At 59.1% G+C, this 242-nt stretch carries 1 protein-coding gene; it reads left to right on the top strand.

Features of this window, described 5'->3' with window-relative positions:
- Window positions 1–27: 27 nt before the first annotated feature.
- Window positions 28–242: hypothetical protein (locus tag Q4528_RS15635; protein ID WP_303522637.1), on the top strand; the 215-nt coding region annotated here is incomplete at its 3' end.

Raw genomic sequence — 242 nt, 5'->3', positions numbered from 1 at the left:
GCCTATCGGCCATGCTTTGAGCGGCGTGTGAACACCACGGACGTTGATGATGCTGATGGTTATGAGGCGGGGGTCGAAGTCAAGCCAGCCGCATATCTCAATGACTTGGTTTCACGCAAGCGCGGGACTGTGCTGGTCAATACAGACCTTGCCACAGTCACCGAAGTGGGCACCTACCGTCTATTGGCAGACGGCAACTATGGGACCGCGCCTGCCAGCATGGACGCCGCGAAGGCCCAGAC

The sequence above is a fragment of the Staphylococcus pasteuri genome (assembly GCF_030547725.1).
In the GTDB taxonomy this organism is placed as follows: domain Bacteria; phylum Bacillota; class Bacilli; order Staphylococcales; family Staphylococcaceae; genus Staphylococcus; species Staphylococcus pasteuri.
The sequence above is the reverse complement of the archived record's forward strand: the minus strand, read 5'-3'. Positions and strand labels throughout refer to the sequence as shown.